This window comes from Tabrizicola fusiformis (assembly GCF_013328815.1).
Taxonomy (GTDB): Bacteria; Pseudomonadota; Alphaproteobacteria; order Rhodobacterales; family Rhodobacteraceae; genus Fuscibacter.
On the sequence record NZ_JABUHN010000049.1, the window covers coordinates 1 to 1498 of the forward strand.

A 1498-nucleotide genomic window follows, 5' to 3' on the forward strand; every position below is an offset into this window, starting at 1 on the left:
TATTTCCTCACGGACGAGGATGTGATCGCCAGCCAGGCGCAGGAGTTCGCGCCGTTTCCGGGCCTGTCCGACACCTATAACGGCATCACGGCGACCTATCCCGAACCGGCCTCGCTCTGGGAAGCCAAGGATGCCCCGCCGCGCTTCGATGCGGGCTGGGAAGCCGAGGACGGCGGCCGGCGCCTCGTGGCCAATATCAGCCTGCCCGCCTGCCCGCATGGGACACAGGTTCAGCGGCTGATGACCTCTGCCATTGCCGATCACCGCAGGATGCGCAGCCATCGCCTGGTGCTGCCGCCCGAGGCCGCGGTTCTCGAGCCCCTTGAAACGGTCGGCTGGACCAGCACGCGCTGGGGCTATGCGGCCAAGACCTTCGAGATCACCTCGCTGACCGACAGCCTGATGTCGATGCTGCAGGGGCTGAGCCTGCGCGAGCGCGATGCGGCCGACTATGACTGGACCCCGGGCGACGAGATCGGCGTAGAATTGCCGGCGACATCGGTCTCGCCGCCTGCGGCGCAGACAGTTCCCGGCTTCGTGGTCGCTGCCATCGTCCTGGAAGACAGCGCGGCTGCCGATCGGCGACCGGCAATCGAGCTGATCTGGGATGCCGATGCCGCCGATGACGCCACGGGCCTGCAATGGGAAGTCAGACATGCCGGGGCGACCGATGTGCAGACAGTTGGCACGTTCAGCATGGTCCGAGAGGGGCGGCTGATACTGTCAGGATCGATCCTGCCCGACGAAAGCTATGAGGTGCGCGGCCGGCTGATCGTCGATCGCGCAACCGACTGGACCGACTGGGAGGCAGTGACGACCGACGACATCCGTTTGGGCCGGGTCGATGTCAACGGCGCCCTGGTGCAGGCAGGTGTCGTGGGGCCGGTGACGATGTCTGGCGGCGCGCATGTGCAATGCACGCTGGCCTGGGGGCCGACCGGGGCCAGCAGCATCTGGCTGCGCGGGGTGACCTTCCGGGCCCGCAAGATCACCGGAGCCCTTTCATCGGTCACGCTGAAACTGCAACGGCGGACCAAGGAGGCTGGCACCTGGTCCGCATGGATCGACCGGAACACCTGGGACATCACGTCATCCGCCTGGGACCAATATACCTCGTCGGCAACGGTCGTGGGCAATTACGAGGACGTCGAGGAGCGCCTGCTCTCGGACTGCTCCGACACGCAGACCAACGCGCTGTCCAACATCACCATGATCGCCACGGACATCATCAAATGATCAGCTTTGCCCAGATGCGCGTGAACGATACCCGGCTGCCGTCAGCCTTTGGATCGGCACAGACCCTGCCGGAAGGCGCCATCGCCCTGCCGCGGGGGGCTGATGTGACGGCACTGATGCGGATGATGCTTGTCGATGGTGTCTGGGTCGCTCGCCCCCGGCCGGTCGTGCAAACGGATCAGGCAGGCGTGACCACGGTGACGCTGGCCGAGGCGCCGGCAGGCACGACATGCCGGATCATTGATCTGCTGACCGACGATCT

Annotated in this window: 2 protein-coding genes; both read left to right on the top strand. The window is 65.9% G+C overall.

Annotated features, from left to right (window positions below):
- Window positions 1–1236: phage tail protein (locus HS053_RS22070; protein ID WP_241699990.1), on the top strand; the 1236-nt coding region annotated here is incomplete at its 5' end.
- On the top strand, window positions 1233–1498 hold a 266-nt coding region (locus tag HS053_RS22075; protein WP_174213392.1), incomplete at its 3' end, for a hypothetical protein. The genes HS053_RS22070 and HS053_RS22075, both read left to right, overlap by 4 nt.